The sequence below is a fragment of the Hydrotalea lipotrueae genome (assembly GCF_019249625.1).
Taxonomy (GTDB): Bacteria; Bacteroidota; Bacteroidia; order Chitinophagales; family Chitinophagaceae; genus Hydrotalea; species Hydrotalea flava.
This window is the reverse complement of the sequence record NZ_JAESDL010000004.1, coordinates 64,053-81,149: the sequence shown is the minus strand read 5'-3', so window position 1 is coordinate 81,149 and position 17,097 is coordinate 64,053. Positions and strand designations below refer to the sequence as shown.

At 37.5% G+C, this 17,097-nt stretch carries 19 protein-coding genes; 17 read left to right on the top strand and 2 right to left on the bottom strand.

Annotation, left to right across the window (positions count from 1 at the left end; translation table 11 throughout):
- Positions 1–657 precede the first annotated feature (657 nt).
- The 10 genes from JK139_RS04240 (at position 658) to JK139_RS04195 (ending at position 8,888) form a co-directional block, all read left to right on the top strand.
- Positions 658–879, top strand: a complete 222-nt coding sequence (locus JK139_RS04240) for a hypothetical protein (RefSeq protein ID WP_218330653.1) — start codon at positions 658–660, stop codon at positions 877–879.
- Positions 880–912: 33 nt separating this feature from the next.
- The gene (locus tag JK139_RS04235; protein ID WP_218330652.1) at positions 913–1,128 is read left to right on the top strand and encodes a Blp family class II bacteriocin; all 216 of its coding nucleotides are present in this window, start codon (positions 913–915) and stop codon (positions 1,126–1,128) included.
- Positions 1,129–1,455: 327 nt separating this feature from the next.
- Positions 1,456–2,091: a hypothetical protein gene (locus tag JK139_RS04230; RefSeq protein WP_218330651.1), complete on the top strand. Its 636-nt coding sequence runs from the start codon at positions 1,456–1,458 to the stop codon at positions 2,089–2,091.
- 8 nt (positions 2,092–2,099) lie between these two features.
- Positions 2,100–2,615: a TlpA family protein disulfide reductase gene (locus JK139_RS04225; RefSeq protein ID WP_218330650.1), complete on the top strand. Its 516-nt coding sequence runs from the start codon at positions 2,100–2,102 to the stop codon at positions 2,613–2,615.
- A gap of 22 nt (positions 2,616–2,637) precedes the next feature.
- Positions 2,638–4,824, top strand: coding sequence for a peptidase domain-containing ABC transporter (locus JK139_RS04220; RefSeq protein WP_218330649.1), 2,187 nt, complete (start codon positions 2,638–2,640; stop codon positions 4,822–4,824).
- 405 nt (positions 4,825–5,229) lie between these two features.
- Positions 5,230–6,153 (top strand): hypothetical protein, encoded by a 924-nt coding sequence (locus tag JK139_RS04215; RefSeq protein WP_218330648.1) that lies wholly within the window; start codon positions 5,230–5,232, stop codon positions 6,151–6,153.
- Between the two features lie 230 nt (positions 6,154–6,383).
- Complete coding sequence (locus tag JK139_RS04210; protein ID WP_074419674.1) at positions 6,384–7,286, top strand: FRG domain-containing protein; 903 nt, start codon at positions 6,384–6,386, stop codon at positions 7,284–7,286.
- Positions 7,287–7,516: 230 nt separating this feature from the next.
- The gene (locus JK139_RS04205; RefSeq protein WP_218330647.1) at positions 7,517–7,936 is read left to right on the top strand and encodes a DUF3990 domain-containing protein; all 420 of its coding nucleotides are present in this window, start codon (positions 7,517–7,519) and stop codon (positions 7,934–7,936) included.
- Positions 7,936–8,457, top strand: a complete 522-nt coding sequence (locus JK139_RS04200) for a hypothetical protein (RefSeq protein ID WP_218330646.1) — start codon at positions 7,936–7,938, stop codon at positions 8,455–8,457. Before JK139_RS04205 ends, JK139_RS04200 begins: the two co-directional genes overlap by 1 nt.
- A 14-nt stretch (positions 8,458–8,471) precedes the next feature.
- Entirely contained in the window at positions 8,472–8,888 is a 417-nt protein-coding gene (locus JK139_RS04195; RefSeq protein WP_218330645.1) for a hypothetical protein, read from the top strand.
- 275 nt (positions 8,889–9,163) lie between these two features.
- On the opposite strand, the gene JK139_RS04190 is transcribed toward JK139_RS04195, so the two are convergent.
- Entirely contained in the window at positions 9,164–9,349 is a 186-nt protein-coding gene (locus JK139_RS04190) for a hypothetical protein (RefSeq protein ID WP_074419101.1), read from the bottom strand.
- A 366-nt stretch (positions 9,350–9,715) separates the two neighbouring features.
- Here JK139_RS04190 and JK139_RS04185 point away from each other — a divergent pair, with 366 nt between their 5' ends.
- Positions 9,716–10,018: an HNH endonuclease signature motif containing protein gene (locus JK139_RS04185; RefSeq protein ID WP_074419100.1), complete on the top strand. Its 303-nt coding sequence runs from the start codon at positions 9,716–9,718 to the stop codon at positions 10,016–10,018.
- Here JK139_RS04185 and JK139_RS04180 read toward each other — a convergent pair.
- Entirely contained in the window at positions 9,996–10,181 is a 186-nt protein-coding gene (locus JK139_RS04180) for a hypothetical protein (RefSeq protein WP_074419101.1), read from the bottom strand. The two genes, JK139_RS04185 and JK139_RS04180, sit on opposite strands and share 23 nt — an antisense overlap.
- A gap of 441 nt (positions 10,182–10,622) precedes the next feature.
- Between JK139_RS04180 and JK139_RS04175 the strand changes: the two genes are divergently transcribed.
- From JK139_RS04175 to JK139_RS04150, 6 genes are all read left to right on the top strand, one after another.
- The gene (locus JK139_RS04175; protein WP_074420943.1) at positions 10,623–11,957 is read left to right on the top strand and encodes an AAA family ATPase; all 1,335 of its coding nucleotides are present in this window, start codon (positions 10,623–10,625) and stop codon (positions 11,955–11,957) included.
- Positions 11,932–12,639: an RloB family protein gene (locus JK139_RS04170; protein ID WP_074420944.1), complete on the top strand. Its 708-nt coding sequence runs from the start codon at positions 11,932–11,934 to the stop codon at positions 12,637–12,639. Before JK139_RS04175 ends, JK139_RS04170 begins: the two co-directional genes overlap by 26 nt.
- 260 nt (positions 12,640–12,899) lie before the next feature.
- Positions 12,900–13,313, top strand: a complete 414-nt coding sequence (locus JK139_RS04165) for a hypothetical protein (protein ID WP_074417588.1) — start codon at positions 12,900–12,902, stop codon at positions 13,311–13,313.
- 297 nt (positions 13,314–13,610) lie between these two features.
- Positions 13,611–14,396 (top strand): hypothetical protein, encoded by a 786-nt coding sequence (locus tag JK139_RS04160; RefSeq protein ID WP_074419098.1) that lies wholly within the window; start codon positions 13,611–13,613, stop codon positions 14,394–14,396.
- A gap of 6 nt (positions 14,397–14,402) precedes the next feature.
- Positions 14,403–14,912 (top strand): hypothetical protein, encoded by a 510-nt coding sequence (locus JK139_RS04155; protein ID WP_074419099.1) that lies wholly within the window; start codon positions 14,403–14,405, stop codon positions 14,910–14,912.
- 233 nt (positions 14,913–15,145) lie between these two features.
- Positions 15,146–16,606: an ATP-dependent nuclease gene (locus JK139_RS04150; RefSeq protein WP_074420582.1), complete on the top strand. Its 1,461-nt coding sequence runs from the start codon at positions 15,146–15,148 to the stop codon at positions 16,604–16,606.
- Positions 16,607–17,097 lie beyond the last annotated feature (491 nt).

Here is a 17,097-nt window from a genome sequence, read left to right as displayed (position 1 = left end):
TTTGATGAAGAAAGAAAGCATAGAATGGTAAAACCGCTGTGCGGGGGCGACAATTTGATTTTGATAACAGTAAAGCATTGATTTTAAGCAATCTATAAGAAGTGATAGCGATAAACAGTAAAAAGTTGTTTTACAAAAAGAGCCGAGTGGATTGTCCTAACGAAAATTGAAATTGTATAATGTTAAGTAGTTGGCTATCAAGGTGTGTTTTTTTAGGAAAGTAACGGATTATAACATAAATTTACGCGTTGTAAGCAACCCTTACCGACATTTTACAAAATTTGCTTTGGAAATTTGAACTTTTCAACTTTATTTTGTCAACGCTTCGTTGCAGCTCATACCGCAGCCGCACAAAGCCAGACACAAAGCAAAGCTGCGGTAAGAGCTGCAACCCCAACGCACAACCGAGCTGACTATAATACTATCAGCAGTTGTGCAAAACGTGAGCAACAGAACTTTTTTAAACATATTCAGTACGTACGAATTGAGGGACATTTTGCCTTTGTTGACCCAAAGAAAAAATAACAGAGGACTGTATAGTAGTGGCAGGGACACTGCAAGGAGTACCGCAAGTACGAGGGAACGCTAACTGTATGCCCAGTTCGTAAGTATAACGAACACAAGACGAGTATTCATTAACAATCAAAATCGTAACAGATGAAAAAAATGGAATTAAAACAGATGGAGGTAGTTACTGCTGAAGGCAGTTTTTGGAAATGTGCTGCTACAGTTGCTGGTGGGATGATTAGTGGCGGTGGTACAGGCTTTATGATTGGTTCTGGTTTTTTACCAGGCTTTGGTTCAGCTTTCGGTGCAGCTGTGGGTTTGTATTTGGGTGGCGTAGGCGCAGGCTTATCTTCATCCGCATGTATGGATTAATCAAAATTTATTTTACATCTAAAACTTAGGTAAATGAAACATTTAACATTAGAGTGTCAGGCAAACATCACTGGCGGAGCTCAAACTGCAGGCTGCCTTGGTGGAATTCTAACAGGTTTAGTTGGGGGTGCAGGTACAGGCTTTCAAGTGGGTAAATATTTTTCCTTTGTCGGAATTGGTTGGGGAACTGCGATTGGTGCAGTTGGCGGCGCCTTAATTGGTGCATACACCGGAGGTTGCTTTGACTAAATCTCTTTCTCAACATTTGGGGCTATTAAACTTTATGTTTATAGCCCCAATTATTTAAATACTATTGACATATGACAAAGAATAAATTTCTTTCATTTTTGGGTTTTGGTTTAGCCCAACTACTTTTATTTTTTTACACCATCAGCGTTTTGGTTGATGTACCTAAAGAAAATGTAACCAAAAAAGTAATTTTGTTAATTATTGCTTGTACTTGGTTCTTATTTTTCGCAATAGCCATTTACAAGCTATTCTCCTCGAAGCAGAAGGCTACTAAAACATAAGTGAAATGTGATGTTGATTTTATTTTCAAACCCATGTAGTTTAAATATGTCTAAGCTGATAAGCTCTCAACTTTTATATTTTGTTGGATTTACATTAATAAATTTACTTACATTTTTCTATAGTCAAACTTTCATTTTAACCGATGACTTATACCGTTTAATTGCTGGTTCACAAATGACTGACCGGCAGTTTGATGATTATTTGGAGTTTGTACATAAATGGCAATGGGTAAGTTACTTGTTTATTCCGCTTGCGTTGTTGCTACGTATCAGCTTTACATGGGTTTGTTTAAAAGCCGGCAGCTTTATAACAGAAAGGTTTACTAAAGCTGCTTTTTGGAAAATCTGCATTCAAGCAGAAATTCTTTTTGCTGTTGGTGCAGTAGCAGGGCTTTTATACACCGAGTTTTTTGTGGATGTAGAAACATTGGAACAATTATCGGTTAACCCGTTTTCATTGCAGGTGTTTTTTTCCGATAGTGTTCCCAAGTGGAGCAGTTACTTTTTTAATACACTCAATATTTTTGAGTTAAGCTATATTTTGTTTTTAGCTTACCTCATTACAGAAGAATCTAAAATGAAATTTTTACCTTCTTTAAAATTTGTAGCTTCCACTTATCTCCCCGGTATTACACTTTGGGTTTTGTTGGTAAGTTATTTGTCTGTCGTATTTCAACCTTAATCATTTTCATGAACCGTAGAAAAATCATCTTACTAACCGTGCCTGCAATTTTACTTTTACTGGCTTCATTTCTTGGCTATAAAATCTGGAGCACAACAGAAGCCAAAGAAAAAATAGTAGCGGCTACTCAGTACCTGCCCTCTGTACAACTACGCAAAATGGATGGCAGTATCTTCAATACAGATAGTTTCAAAACTAATGAACAACTTTTAGTGCTTAATTATTTTAACCCAGATTGCGACCATTGCCAAAGCATGGTGCAGGAAATGTTCCGTGAGCAGTCTCTTTTAAAAAATGTAAACTGGCTCATGATAACATCAGCCTCCTTTGAAAAAACCAAACACTTTGCAGATAGTATGCAACTATCGCAACTACCAAACGTAACGGTGTTAAATGATACAGCAGCAGTTTTTTTAAAAGCATTTGGAACCGTGACGGTTCCTTCTTTTTACGTGTACAAAAATGGTAAACTTCTCCGTAAGCACAGCGGTGAGTGCAGTGTGGCCTACTTGGTAAAAGAGTAAATCCGTAACATCATCTTAATTCATGCCTATATCTCTTATACAATCAACAGAACTAAAACCTTTAATAGTACCGCAACAAGACCAAAAAGATTGCGGCGTTGCCTGTCTGCTTTCCCTTATACGCTATTACGGAGGTGATAATGATTTTGAAAACCTCCGCCGTTTAAGCGGCACATCTATTACAGGAACTACGCTATTAGGATTATATCAAGCAGCACAAGCCACTGGTTTTGATGCAGAAGGTTGTGAGGCAGATATGGAAGCCTTGCTGGCTCACCCTTCGCCCTGTATTTTACATGTGCTATTAGAAAACAACTTACAGCACTATGTGGTATATTTTGGTAAGAAAGAAAACAATGGTAAACTACAGTTGATTATTGGCGACCCTGCAAAAGGAATGGTGTATATGACACCTGCCAAACTGGAAATCATCTGGCAATCAAAAGCCTGCCTGGTGCTTACTCCCAATGAAACCTTTCAAAAAAAGAGAGACATTAATCGTTCAAAAAAACAGTGGTTTCAAGAACTTATAAAACCTGATGTGCCACTTCTGCTTATTGCAGCAGCGATGGGTATAGCTATTGCAGCACTTGGACTTACCATGGCCATCTTTTCCCAACGACTAATTGATGAGTTTTTACCCAATAAACAATACAACAAACTTTATACTGGTATTGGTTTTGTATTTCTGTTATTACTGGCAAAAGAAGCTGTTAGCCTTATTCGCACACAATTGCTGCTTCGCCAATCCAAGGAATTTAACCTGCGTATTGTAAAGGAGTTCTTTTCACGACTGCTTTATTTGCCCAAACCTTTTTTTGACACACGCAAAATAGGTGAACTCACAGCCCGTCTCCACGATACCAACCGCATTCAACGGGTGGTGAGTCAGATTGCAGGTAACACGTTATTGGATAGCATTGTAGTATTGGTTACTTTGGTATTTGTATTTTCCTATTCGGTTACCAGCGGCCTTATTACTTTAGCCGCTTTGCCTGTTTTCTTTTTACTCATTTACAGAAGCAATAAAAAAATTATTGAAGCACAGCGTAATACTATGAGTGGTTATGCCATGGCAGAAAGCAACTATATTTCTACGCTGCAAGGCATTGAGCCGGTTAAAAATCATAGTAAGGAACATCTGTTTTCAGAAACAAACAATACCATTTACAATCAATACCAATCGGCTATATTCCGTTTAGGACAAATACAAATGCGGCTTTCCTTTGTTGCCAATGTATTTGCAGCTTTTTTGTTGTGTGGTTTGTTGCTCTTTTTGAGTTATCAGGTTTTGCACGACCAATTAAAGGCGGGTGAATTAATGGCTGTAATGGGTATGGTAGGTTCGCTGTTGCCTTCGGTAGCGAATCTGGCATTATTAAGCATTCCCATCAACGAAGCACGTATAGCCTTTAACCGCATGTATGAGTTTGCAGGAATAGAATCACAAGAAAAAGGGCATTTGGAACTATCGGATTTTAATCAACTGGAGGTAAAGAATATTTCATTTCGCTATCCCGGCAGAACTCCTGTTTTGCAAAATGTTTCTTTTGAAGTTACCAAAGGTGAAATCATTGCCCTGATGGGTGAAAACGGTTGTGGCAAAAGTACATTGGTTCAATTACTGATGCAGCATTACACACCTGAAAACGGAGAAGTTCTGATTAACGGTAGTACAAAGTTTTCTGACATTCAAATTTCTAACTGGAAACAAGTTGCCGCCGTAGTGCCGCAGCAAGTACATGTTTTTAACGGAACTGTTTTGGAAAACATTGCTTTTGAAGATGCTGCTAAAAAACCACAAACTGTTCTTGAGTTTTTACGAAGCTATGGTTTTGCTTCTTTTATGGACACATTACCTCAATCTGTAATGACACTGGTAGGTGAAGAAGGCATCAACTTATCGGGCGGACAAAAACAAATGATTGCACTGGCAAGGGCATTATACCACCGACCGCAACTGTTACTGTTAGACGAAGCGACAGCGGCAATGGATAGGGAAAGTGAACTATTTGTATTGCAATTACTGCAACGACTGAAATCACAAATGGCAGTCATCCTCATCACCCACAGGCTGCATATTCTTAAATCCTTTTGCGACAGTATCTACCTGCTGGACAAGGGTTCGATAGTTTCAACTGGTAACCATGACACTCTCCTGCAGTCGGACAATTTATACAGCCGTTACTGGGCTGAAATAGTAGGTTAAGTTTGTGACTGGCCAAGCTGCAAAGCCAGGCACATACCGCAGCCGCTCAAAGCCTAAACACAAAGGCAAAGCTGCGGTAAGAGCCTGTCTTTCTCCCACGCAGGGCAGGCAGCTTTTTGGCGACAGAGAACTTTCTTAAATAGTAAAGCTCGACAGACAACAGGGCTGCTTACAACAAATGTATTGCCAAAATGCAGGCTGACTGAAACCGTGTTTCAACTGTTGTAATTCTATTGGGCTGCATATCCAGCTTGACCTTATCCATTTAGCTATGTGCATATCATCATCTTTTTTATCTTTATCAGCAGCGGTTAGCCGGGGCGGACGGAATTCTATTTCCTGCACTTCGACAATACCTGCCCGTTGCCTGCAAGCATATCGGCAGCACCCAAAACTATCAGCAATATGACAAGTCACATTTTTGCAGCCCTTATCCTACTTTCATTTCTTACTTCATGTGACAGCAAAAAAAGTTACAAATATGTTGAAGTTGTAAATGAAGAAGGACTTTTGGGCGGGACAACTACAAAAGAAAAAGACCCTAAAACAATTAAAGCAGCGACAGATTCAGCCGCTTATTTAGAAGCCTATCAAAGTTTCTGCATTTCCTTAAAAGTTAACAGGGACATGAAACAATCGTTGGGAACAGTATACTCAACACCAAAGGACTTTAAACTTTACAATGATAAGGGCACAGACATCACAAACTCCATATTCTTCGCTGACAAAGACAAACGAGAAAAAGAAATTGAAGACCGAATCTTTTCAATGGGTAATACAATTCAAGAATCAGTTGACAGAAATAAAAAAGAGAAAGTTGAATCATTTAAGCGGACAGCTTCGGTTGACAGTTCTAAAATCAAAGACCTTGAAAAATATTTCAGGAAACGTAAAGACGAATTCTCTAACAACAACAAAACCTGGTACGAACCAAAAAATGCTCCACAGTACACAAACCGCAATGGCATTTATTGCTATTTTCAGACCGAAGACGGTATGCCAAGCAATCTTAGGTTCAGACTTCAATACTACGCAGACGAATGGTTATTTTTTAAAAAGGTTCAATTCTCTATTGACGGAAAGGCATACGACTATATTCCCTTAAACACAGAGACTGACTCAGGTAATGGCGGTTATATTTGGGAATGGTTTGACGAAGCGATAAGCGAATCAGACAAAGAGTTGATTAACGCTTTAGCAAATGCAAAGTCTGCAAAAATGAAGCTAATCGGACGACAATACTTTGATGTAAAAACAATCTCTCAAGACCAAATTAATAGTTTCAAAAGAACATTAGAAATGTATCAGGCTTTAGGTGGACAATGGTAATGCCAGCAGGCAACAGGCAGTTTTGCGTCAGCAGGGGGCGACAAATAAATCCTCATCTTGGTACTACTATCAGCTACATATCCGGCTGACCGAACACGGATGAGCAATAGAATATATTTTCAACTTCAGTATCTTTAATCGGCTGCAGTTCAGGGCTGGACGTTTTCCAAATGCCCTGCCGAACGCAAAGCTGTGACCGTTAGCTGTTATATTAATTCAACTCTCCAATAATGCAACCAATAGAAGGTAAATTATTTTCTCCATTTCAAAAAAAGGTGACAAAATATGTATTTAAGAAGGACTTTGATTACGACCTTGAAGATGAAATTGTTTGGGAGCGACTTGATGCCACAGTTAATAGAATAAGAGCAAGTGAAGGGTTTCCTGTAAAAAGTTTCCGACAGCTTATGGACGAAGTCGCTCATGTGACACTGAGCAATAGGAATTATGAGATGTATTACAGAGGGCAACGCAAAGATTACAAAAATAACCAGGCTGTTTTCTATAAAGAACGTATTCCAAAGACTATAATTTATCCTTCTATTTGCAGACCCGAATTGAACGATGACGGAACTCCCAAACACTCAATTAGAAAAACTCAAATTAGTAAACGTTACGAGGATTTATCTAAAATGGTAGAGTTGGTGCGTGGACGAAGAAGTTATTTTAATGAATATTACTATTCTCTTTTTCAACACTATGAAATATTACCGACACCTCTAATTGACATCACTCAATCTTTAAGGGTTGCTGCAAGTTTTGCTCTTAATAAATCTAAAACAGGATATGTTTATGTGTTCGGACTTCCATACCCAAACCAAAGCATTTCTTACTATTCAGATTTAGGAATTGTTCTCATTAAGCTGCAAAATGTTGTTCCTGTAAAGGCTCTACGACCAAGATATCAAGAAGGCTACCTAGTTGGGAAGTATCCAATAAGACCAACAAAGACAAACAGTGATGATTTAGCCAATAGAATGGTTGCGAAATTTCTAGTAGATAACGCAGACGGCAAATTTTGGGACAAATATTTTCAACCAATGCCAAATGAAATTTTGTATCCAGAAAGCGATGAGGTTGAGGAAAGTATGATAAAAATGAAAGCAGCCTTTGACAAAAAATACAACAGCTAACATTGCATTGGCAATATGGCGGGGCGACGAATATATTCTCAACTTTTTGTTCGCTAATCAGCTTCGGTTTCAGCGGACGAATAAAGCCGAGCAGCAGAATAAACAATGAGCTTTTGTATTTTTAATCAGCAGCGGCATCTGGCAGACGGAACACAGAATACCGCCATATCGCCAATGCTTTAACGTTACCTGCCACTTTATGAAGACCTCACACCTAAAAAGATGACTTAATGATAGCATATCACGGGACAGACAGAACTTCGGCAAACAGCATAGTAGGACCTCCTTCAAATATTGATGTAACAAGAGGTGGCGGAGAATTAGGAAGAGGTTTCTACTTAGGAGAAAATATTAGTCTGGCGAAAGCAATTGCCGTTGGGAAGTTCGGGCAAGCTAATGCTGCAGTAATCAAATTTGACACAGACGACGTAGCATTTAATCAACTTAATGTCAGGAATGTTCATCGCAGACAGGTTGTTTATAGGCTCTGGCAAAGCTTAATAAGAAGAGGCTTCGCTTATACCCACCTCTTTAATGTGGATGTTATATGTGCTCCGTTTGCTACAATTGATTTCTCATACCAATACAAATTTGAAACAGGTGCAGCTCAAAACGTTTTGAATAATAATTCAACGAAACAAATACTCTAATGTCCAGAATACCTATATATCAAATGACTTTCGGGCAAAGTTCAAATGGGAAACAAGGCTTAGTATTTACATCGGAACAAAAGGACTATACAAACCAGTCAATTCTTTTTACGCTGCCTATCAGAGAACAGTTTCATGACCCTTTTGATTTTATTGAATTCCTAAGCCATGAAACGATTTACTTTCCCTTTCTCTTAGGTGAGAAATACTTTGACCTCGTTGCAAAAATCAATTTCCCTGAATTAATCTTCCAAGTTCCCGAAACCGACATTCAAGTAATCTTTGAAATTGAAAACGGAGATTTTTTAAGCTGGCCGTTCTTTCCCTATAGACGGAATTTTTTTAGAAAGACCAAATATGTAGGGTCAGAGGAAAAATTTATAATAAAAAATAGAGGATTTCTGAATGTTATGCCTGTTGACCTTTACGAAATGGATGAATTATTTAATACTCACAAGGGTGTATTTGTAGGCTTAACTCCAAATTTTGGAACGTTCGATAGTGAAAATTACAAGCAGTAATACAATAGATATTTATGGAAAGAAACAACACACATCTTGCTGGAGAATATTTTGTTGCGGCAGAGCTGTATCGTCGAGGTTTCTCGGTTGGTATGACAATAGGGAATGCAAAAGCAATTGACCTATTTGCAAATAAAGACAACAAAACTCTGTCTGTTCAAGTAAAAGCCATAAAAAACAAGAAAAGTGTTGGTTGGCCAATGATGAAGGACAAAGTACTTGATGACGTTTTATACGTTTTCGTTAACCTAAATGACCAAGACAATCCTGACTATTATATTGCAACGGGACAAGAAGCAAGAGATAAAGTAAAACAATATACCACAAGAGGTATCATTGACTTGACAACTTTAAAAAGCGACAGTTTTTATAATCGGTGGGACAAACTTGAATTATTGGAAAAGACACTTAAAAAGAAAAGCGGCAGGTAACATTGCATTGGCAATATGGCGGGGCGACGAATATATTCTCAGCTATTTGTTCGCTATTCAGCTTCGGTTTCGGCAGACGAATAACGCCAGTCAACAGAATAAACAATGAGCCTTTGTATCTTTAATCAGCAGCGGCACCGGGCAGACGTAACACAGAATACCGCCACATCGCCAATGCGTGAACGTTGTGCGTCAGCTTAGACGCTTCGTAATTTTTAAACCTTTTCAAAAAAAACATTTGTATTGGGACAACAATGCGAAAAAAGGCGACAACCTTAATTGGCGTTGTGGTCAATAGGAACTTCATCTTTAGGCGGCAATGTGGACACCACTAAATAATCAATATCATCATCTCCGTCACGAGTAAGTTTCATTACAAAATAGCCACGTTCCCAAAGTTCCTCAAACAATTCTTTGTTTGTTTGTTCTTTAAATTTTGGTTCATTTTTTTGTTCAGACATTAGTTTTTTACCTGAACGACTATCGGTTAAATTTCGTTTGACAATTCGCAGTCGTTACAGGCTTAATTAGCGATTGACAAACCATAATAAAATTCACGTTGGACAAAAAGCCGAACGCACAACAAAAGTATTTGCGAATAGCAGGGCTTGACAAGCCGCAGTTGTGCTGCATAACTTTAATCGGAGGCGGTTCGGGCTTGACGTTATCTAACGAACAATAAATCATATTTTCAACTTTAAATTTTTCAATTTAGCTTCGGTATCAGCGTGACGGAACACAGAATATCCTGCCATCGCAAATACCGATTCGTTGTGCGTCAGCTTAGACGCTTCGTAATTTTTAAACCTTTTCAAAAAAAACATTTTATGGCTCGTAAACCAAATACCGACAGAGTTGGTAACGCATGGACAGAACAACAGAAAAAAGCTGTATGGACAAAAGGCGCAACCATTGATGGCTATGATTCCAACATTTATCGCAGAGACAAATGTGGACACGCTATGCAATATTCTGAACATGGTAATCGTAATTCAAATTATGGTTGGGAAATTGACCATATAAATCCAGTTGCCAACGGAGGCGGTGATGAAATTAATAATTTACAACCTCTGTATTGGGACAACAATGCGAAAAAAGGCGACAACCTTAATTGGCGTTGTGGTCAATAGGAACTTCATCTTTAGGCGGCAATGTGGACACCACTAAATAATCAATATCATCATCTCCGTCACGAGTAAGTTTCATTACAAAATAGCCACGTTCCCAAAGTTCCTCAAACAATTCTTTGTTTGTTTGTTCTTTAAATTTTGGTTCATTTTTTTGTTCAGACATTAGTTTTTTACCTGAACGACTATCGGTTAAATTTCGTTTGACAATTCGCAGTCGTTACAGGCTTAATTAGCGATTGACAAACCATAATAAAATTCACGTTGGACAAAAAGCCGAACGCACAACAAAAGTATTTGCGAATAGCAGGGCTTGACAAGCCGCAGTTGTGCTGCATAACTTTAATCGGAGGCGGTTCGGGCTTGACGTTATCTAACGAACAATAAATCATATTTTCAACTTTAAATTTTTCAATTTAGCTTCGGTATCAGCGTGACGGAACACAGAATATCCTGCCATCGCAAATACCGATTCGTTACCGGCAAGCGTAAAAATGCGACATAAACAAGTTTTTCAAACCGAAACGGTCAAAATGGCTTTTATTTTGCTTGTAATTATAAAATAAAGACTACCTTTGCAGACAATTAATCAAAAACGGACAGAAAGATGCTTCTGCAATTTTCAATTAAAAACTTTAGGACATTTAAGGACAAAGCGACTTTGAGCCTTATTGCTTCTAACTATGATAAAGACACCAGAGAACACGAAAACATTGTAATAAATGACAGCTTTGGACTGAGACTTCTCAAAAGTGCAGTTATCTATGGTGCAAATGCGAGTGGTAAAAGCAAGTTACTTGATGCATTTGCTTTTATGCGATATTTCGTAATCAATAGTTCCAAGGAAAGCCAAAAAGGTGAGGCTATTGAAGTTGAGCCATTTAAACTAAGCACACAGACAGAAAACGAACCATCTGAATTTGAAATCATTTTCATTTATAAAAATGTGCTTTATCGTTATGGTTTTGAAGCAACAACTGAAAGAATTGTATCTGAGTGGCTTTATCACAAACCAAAAACAAAAGAAGTTGAACTTTTTTATAGAGAAGGAAGCACCTTTAATACTCACGAACGAAGTTTCACCAAAGGCAATACTGTTGTTAAGGAAGGTCTTGTTCGAGATAATGCGTTATTAATTTCTGTTGCTGCTCAATTTAATGAAAAGACTGCAATCAATGTTTTAGATTGGTTCAAAAGACTTAAAACCTTGTCAGGATTAAAAGAATCAGGATACCAGGGTTTCACTATGGGTAAAACCGAAGACCCTAAACACAAAGTTAAAATTCTTGAACTATTGAAAGCCGCTGATTTAGGAATTCAAGACATCGAACTACAAAAACTTGACATTGAAAGTCTTCCCAAGGGAATGCCCAAAGAACTCAAGGAGAAGTTAATTAGAGAAGTGCGAGAAGAAAAAAAAGAATATGTATCTGACGTATTGATAAAGCATAAAAAATATAACGAAGACTTAAAATCAGTAGGAAGTGTTAGCTTTTCATTAGAAGATGATGAATCGTCTGGAACAAGAAAGTTTTTCGCTCTTACAGGTCCTATTCTCGATGTTATTGAAAATGGTTATACTCTAGTAGTTGATGAGTTAGACTCAAAACTTCATCCAAATTTGGTTTGTAAAATCGTTTCACTTTTTAACTCAAATGAGTTTAACAAGAAGAATGCACAATTGATTTTTAATACACACGACACAAACTTATTAAGCTCAGGTCTATTTAGAAGAGACCAAACTTGGTTTACAAACAAAAATAAATTCGGAGAAGCAAAACTTTATTCCTTAGCTGACTTTAAATCGGATGAAGTAAGAAAAACCGAGCCTTTTGAAGACAACTATATCAAGGGAAAATATGGTGCAGTTCCATTTCTTGGCTTTTTTGATAACCTAAAATTTTTCTTGACAGAAAATGAAAATGAAGGACAAAAAAGCTGAACAAAAAGCAGCAAAGCAAAAACACCTTGAACAGTTAAAGGCTCAACGAAGAAAAGAACCGAGCTTAGAAAGACCTGTTGCGGAGTTGACAGAAAAGCCTTCTATTCTTATTGTTTGTGAAGGAGAAAACACCGAACCCTCTTATTTCAATCAATTCAGAATTACTTCAGCAAAAGTCAAATCAGTTGGTGAAGGATATAATACAGTTTCTCTAGTTAATAGAGCCCTTGTGTTAGCTCAGCAGGGTAACTACGACCAAGTGTGGTGTGTGTTTGATAAAGACGATTTTAATGATAATGATTTTAACTCTGCAATTCAAATTGCTGTAGCCAATAACTTTGGCGTAGCTTATTCAAATCAATCATTTGAATATTGGCTGATACTACACTTTAATGACCATCAGGGTGGAGGAATGCACAGAGATAACTATAACGACAAGATAAACGAACACCTCAAACCATTCAAAGTAATTTATGATGGTAACGGGACTAAATTAATAGAAGAAGATTTTTTTGAATTACTTGACGGAATAGACGACAAAACGAGCAGAAAAAGAGCTGAACTTGCAATAGATAGAGCAGAGAGAAATTACAATCATTTTGACCATACAAATCCAGCTAGAGAAGAATCATCAACGACTGTGTTCCGACTTGTAAGAGAACTTTTGAAATATGTGGAATGATAGAACGCCAGCCGGTAACACGGGTTTTGCGTCATGCGGGGTGACGGTGGTAAATTCAAGTGCAGTTTTTCAATTTAACTTTAGTGCTGGGTTGACAGTTTTGTTCCCTGAAATCCCGCACGAACGCAAAGCCGCAAAACGTTGTATGCAACCAATTTCGTAATCCGCTTTCAATTCGTGGCAGGACAAAATTCACAGCCACTAACTGTTGGACATATACTTTCGGTTGACACATTTTAGACATTTTAAATTTTGGCAGAATGAAAGTTAATATCGGTAAAATAGAAACTTCAAATTGGTATTACAACAAACATAATAACATAAAACAGGGCGAGTTTAATGTTATCAATGAAAATCTAAAACTTACGCCTTTTGTTTACAATTCACAGACACCTAAGTTTTTTAAATTAGTTCTTGAATGGGAGTTTAGAATTAAAGACGAGGACAAAACCTTTAATATCCTGACACTTGACGGGACACAGGAATTTGTAATAGAACTAAACGACAATCAAGACAAAGAAACTTTAAAAAACATGTTGAGCACATCTCAAATGCACTTCGAGGACGACCTGAAAGAAAAACTTAAAGGGACAGTTTTAGAAAGTTATAGTTTTAAGTGGGTGTACTTTGACCAAACGGCGGACAATATTTTAGCTCTTGTTCGTAAAGAGTAATAGTTCCGACATTTAACGGGTTATCAAAAATTAATTTTGACATATCTTCTTTATTTATAGGTTCTACACATGCTGACTGACTTTGGCTGCATACAACATTGGGTTTGGCAATAGTTTGGCTGGATGTTGTTACATCAGTTTTTGTGCTACTATCAGCTTTTGTTCCAACTTGACGTTTTTCAATTTTACTTTTGCTCATATCTTCAACTTTTAGTTAGTAATTTAGCTTTGGTTACGGGCTGACGTTTTCCAAATTCCAAACCATCGCCAAGCCCTTCAACGTTATAGGCAACCTTTATGACACTACTCGACCAATTTAAAAATGATTTTAAAACAGTGTTTCCAAATGACTTGGTTGACGCACTCATAGACAGCTATGTAGAAATTAAAACCAATTTCATTTTGGAGAAATGGGAACCTTCAGAATTGAACGGTGGTAAATTTGTTGAGGCAACAATACGAATGATACAATTTACTTGTTTCAGTGGGACATACACTCCTATTGGAACTTCAATAAGAAATACATTCGCTGAATTGCAAAGAATTGAATCGAGTTCTACAACAAACCATGACTCTTACCGACTACATATTCCTAGATGTTTAGGAGCAATTTATAATATCCGAAATAGACGTGGTGTTGGACATTTAAGTGGAGATATAAATGCAAATAAAGCCGATGCTCTAATAATTATAACAATTGCTGAATGGATATTGGCTGAGCTTTACAGGTTGAATTATCAAATCACTCTTCCTCAAGCTCAATCTCTTGTTAATACTCTTGTAACCAGAAAACTTGAGCTAGTGTTTGAAATAAACGGATTAAAAAGAATACTCAATCCAAAGCTTCAAATTAAGGACAAAGTATTACTTCTTTTATATGCCGAAAATGACCAGTACTCTACTATTGACAATTTATGTGTTAACCTGAAATACAGCAATAAAACTTATTTGAAAAATAAACTCTTAAAAGAACTTGACAAATTAGAGTTTATCGAACTTACAGCTGACGAGAAGGTGTATTTACTTCCGCCAGGCAGCAAATATGTTGAAGACAATTATGAAAATTGGAAACCTAAAAACTAAACTAACATGTCAGACATTGCAAGAGTAAATTTAAAAATCGGGCAAATTGAAATTTCAATTGAAGGTCCTGCTGAATTTGTATCAAATCAATATGATAAAGTTGAAGCCCATTTAAAAACGTATTCTGAAATTTCAGTAAAACTACCAGTTGACAAGCTAACTAATCAGACAGAAACATCAGATACGACAGAAACACAGGAGACAGCAGCAAATGGTAATTCTGTTCCTGAAACCTTTGGTGAATGGTTAAGCAAAATTCCCAAAGGGACAAGTGACACATCAAAAGCAATTTTAGCTGGGTACTTCATACAAATAACATCACCGTCAAAAAACTTTAGAGTAAGGGATGTTACTAAAATTTTGAAAGGCCACGGAATAAAACTATCTAATCCAAGCAACTTGTTAAAAAACGCAGTTGATTCTAAAAAAATATTTCAGGTTTCGAAAACAGGAACTGAAGCCCACTATAAATTACAACGAGAAGCACAAGATGAAATGAATCAGCTTTTGGGGTGACAAATAAGGCTGCCTATAACAAAAGTATTTGCAAAAGCAGGGCTGGACATTGTAACATCAACTATGTGCAAGCATCAGCAGCAGTTCAGGCTCGACGTTCAATTTCCAGCTTTAGTTCTTAACTTCAACAACATATTTTCAATTGGGCATTTGTACCTGGCTGGACAATTAATGAATCCCCTGCCTTCGCAAATACCTGTTCGTTGCACGCAAGCTACAGACAACCCCACCATATGTTACAAAGACTAATCATTGAAAATTATCGTTCAATTCAATCTCTTGACTTGCCATTGGACGACATTAACGCTTTTATCGGGGCAAACAGTTCTGGTAAATCAAACATTTTAAGAGCTCTTAATTTGGTCATAGGCTCTACTTATGCAACAATTAAGTCTTTTGACGACTGTGACTATTATCAAAAAAATAAGGCTAACCACATACTAATAGACCTGTATTTTTCACAAGGACTTGCATGTGACAACCAAGTTTATGGTTTTAGACTTCAGTGCGACGGAGTTGAAGCAAACTATATTGCTTTAGGTTACAATCATCAGCCATTGACATATTTCAACGGTAGAGAAAAAAAAGTCACAAATGAAATGAGAGAGGAAGTAAGTTTAATGTATATCACATTGGATAGACTTTCTTACCAACAAATAAAACCTACACAATGGACTATTTACGGGAAACTCTTGAAATTCATTGCTAACTCAATTCAACCACAACATAAGACTGCCTTTTTGCAGGACATAACTAATACTTACACAACTAATCTTAACCCATACATTACAACTGCGGAGCAGCATTTGCAAAATTATGTACGAGAGCAAACGGGCAAACAAATTAATCTGAGAATGTCAATTATTGACCCTACAATGCTTTTAAAGGAACTAAGACCCAGAATAACAGACGCGAATGGGCTTGAGGTCGATGTTGATGAAGAAGGTGCTGGAGTTCAAAGTGCTGTTGCTATCGCGATAGCACGAACGTATGCAACTGTAACAAATCTTCCTATTATTCTTGCTATTGAAGAGCCTGAACTTTTTCTGCACCCGCATGCTTGCCGACATTTTTATAAACTCCTAAAAGAACTTTCAACGCATAATGTGCAAATATTTTATACAACCCACGAGCGTAGTTTTGTAAACATAGCCGACTATCAATATATCAAGCTAGTAAAAAAAGATTCTGGAGACACTACCGTAAATGGTTTTAATGGAAGCATACCAAACTTCGACGCAATCAAAGCCGCTTCAAAATTTGATGATGAATTAAACGAAGTGTTTTTTGCATCTAAAGTAGTTCTTGTAGAAGGACCTGCAGATAAAATTGCGGTGAAGTCAGCATTTGAAACAATGACTGTTGATTTAGATAAGGCGAATGTGTCCGTAGTAGAATGTGGAAGTATTTCAGGCATAAAGCCGATGGTAGAAATTCTGAATAGATTTCAAATTGAGTGTTTCGCACTTGTTGACGAAGACCCTGGCAATGCGACAACAGCCGCTACAACTGCGGACATCCTTACCGTTTTACCAACCGCTAACCTTTTTGTACAACGTCCCGGACTTGAAGGACTATTTGGAGTTACTCAAAAATTCAAAAAAGAGACAGCATTGCGTGACATCCCTATTTATTATCAGACAAATCCCGTGCAACAGATTTATACAGATATTCGGACAGCACTAAATTTGTGACCGCCTGCGTGCAACAGGCGGTTTGGCAATATGGCGGCGCGACGAATATATTCTCAACGTTTTGTTCGTTATTCGGCTTCAGTTCCAGCCGATGAATAACGCCGATCAATAGAATAAACAATGAACTTTTATTTTTAAATTTAACTGCGGTTACCGGCTGACGATTTTCAAACACCACCACATCGCCAAGCCGTGATCGTTGTATGTCACCCTAAACAGCATCCTACTTAAATTCAAAGTAACATGACTTTGCCAAGCTGCCCAACGCCATTTTTAGCACATTGCAAGGCTCACAAAGCCAAAACACAAAAGCCAACCTTGCAAAGAGCTAAAAATGCCAACGCACAGCCTAACCACCCCGGCTGACGAACATCTATTATCCTTTGTTCAATACATCAGCAATAAATTTTTGCCCGACAACTAACCCTATTTTGACAAAGCTTAATTATCAATACTACTTCTGCTTAAAATTACAATTAAAACCTAAATTA

Bases quoted from the DNA above. Each gene is read 5' to 3' on its own strand.
- JK139_RS04200 (WP_218330646.1), top strand. From the start codon at position 7,936: ATGTCCAGAATACCTATATATCAAATGACTTTCGGGCAAAGTTCAAAT.
- JK139_RS04160 (WP_074419098.1), top strand. From the start codon at position 13,611: ATGACACTACTCGACCAATTTAAAAATGATTTTAAAACAGTGTTTCCA.
- JK139_RS04230 (WP_218330651.1), top strand. From the start codon at position 1,456: ATGTCTAAGCTGATAAGCTCTCAACTTTTATATTTTGTTGGATTTACA.
- JK139_RS04180 (WP_074419101.1), bottom strand. From the start codon at position 10,181: ATGTCTGAACAAAAAAATGAACCAAAATTTAAAGAACAAACAAACAAA.
- JK139_RS04220 (WP_218330649.1), top strand. From the start codon at position 2,638: ATGCCTATATCTCTTATACAATCAACAGAACTAAAACCTTTAATAGTA.
- JK139_RS04155 (WP_074419099.1), top strand. From the start codon at position 14,403: ATGTCAGACATTGCAAGAGTAAATTTAAAAATCGGGCAAATTGAAATT.
- JK139_RS04185 (WP_074419100.1), top strand. From the start codon at position 9,716: ATGGCTCGTAAACCAAATACCGACAGAGTTGGTAACGCATGGACAGAA.
- JK139_RS04190 (WP_074419101.1), bottom strand. From the start codon at position 9,349: ATGTCTGAACAAAAAAATGAACCAAAATTTAAAGAACAAACAAACAAA.
- JK139_RS04165 (WP_074417588.1), top strand. From the start codon at position 12,900: ATGAAAGTTAATATCGGTAAAATAGAAACTTCAAATTGGTATTACAAC.
- JK139_RS04210 (WP_074419674.1), top strand. From the start codon at position 6,384: ATGCAACCAATAGAAGGTAAATTATTTTCTCCATTTCAAAAAAAGGTG.
- JK139_RS04235 (WP_218330652.1), top strand. From the start codon at position 913: ATGAAACATTTAACATTAGAGTGTCAGGCAAACATCACTGGCGGAGCT.
- JK139_RS04240 (WP_218330653.1), top strand. From the start codon at position 658: ATGAAAAAAATGGAATTAAAACAGATGGAGGTAGTTACTGCTGAAGGC.
- JK139_RS04195 (WP_218330645.1), top strand. From the start codon at position 8,472: ATGGAAAGAAACAACACACATCTTGCTGGAGAATATTTTGTTGCGGCA.
- JK139_RS04170 (WP_074420944.1), top strand. From the start codon at position 11,932: ATGAAAATGAAGGACAAAAAAGCTGAACAAAAAGCAGCAAAGCAAAAA.
- JK139_RS04225 (WP_218330650.1), top strand. From the start codon at position 2,100: ATGAACCGTAGAAAAATCATCTTACTAACCGTGCCTGCAATTTTACTT.
- JK139_RS04215 (WP_218330648.1), top strand. From the start codon at position 5,230: ATGACAAGTCACATTTTTGCAGCCCTTATCCTACTTTCATTTCTTACT.
- JK139_RS04205 (WP_218330647.1), top strand. From the start codon at position 7,517: ATGATAGCATATCACGGGACAGACAGAACTTCGGCAAACAGCATAGTA.
- JK139_RS04150 (WP_074420582.1), top strand. From the start codon at position 15,146: ATGTTACAAAGACTAATCATTGAAAATTATCGTTCAATTCAATCTCTT.
- JK139_RS04175 (WP_074420943.1), top strand. From the start codon at position 10,623: ATGCTTCTGCAATTTTCAATTAAAAACTTTAGGACATTTAAGGACAAA.